This window comes from Streptomyces griseoloalbus (assembly GCA_014650015.1).
In the GTDB taxonomy this organism is placed as follows: Bacteria; Actinomycetota; Actinomycetes; order Streptomycetales; family Streptomycetaceae; genus Streptomyces; species Streptomyces griseoloalbus.
The window spans coordinates 1-572 of the sequence record BMUD01000148.1; the positions used below are offsets into that span (position 1 = coordinate 1).

A 572-nucleotide genomic window follows, 5' to 3' on the forward strand; every position below is an offset into this window, starting at 1 on the left:
TGGAGGTGCAAATGACCTTTGATCCAGAGATTTCCGAATGGGACAACCCAATATCTTGAAGAGGTATTATCCAACGTTGTTGGAGGCTAACGCAGGGAACTGAAACATCTTAGTACCTGCAGGAAAAGAAAATAAACAATGATTCCCCCAGTAGTGGCGAGCGAACGGGGAACAGCCCAAACCGTTGACGTCGCAAGGCGCCAGCGGGGTTGTAGGACCGCGACATTGTACTGAAATGGTGAGTGGAAGTATCTGGAAAGTTACATCACAGAAGGTGATAATCCTGTACACGAAGCCAGATCAGGCATAGCGGTATCCTGAGTAACGCGGGACACGAGGAATCCTGCGCGAATCTGCCGGGACCATCCGGTAAGGCTAAATACTCCCGAGAGACCGATAGCGAACCAGTACTGTGAAGGAAAGGTGAAAAGGACCCCGGGAGGGGAGTGAAAGAGAACCTGAAACCCTGTGTTTACAAGCTGTCGGAGCACTATAAATGTGCGACGGCGTACTTTTTGTAGAACGGTCCGGCGAGTTATGGCATGTGGTAAGGTTAAGTACTTCAGGTACGG

General features: G+C 50.2%; 1 rRNA gene. It reads left to right on the forward strand.

Annotated features, from left to right (window positions below):
• Nucleotides 1-572 (forward strand): 23S ribosomal RNA (locus IE178_RS37210); the annotation flags it as partial.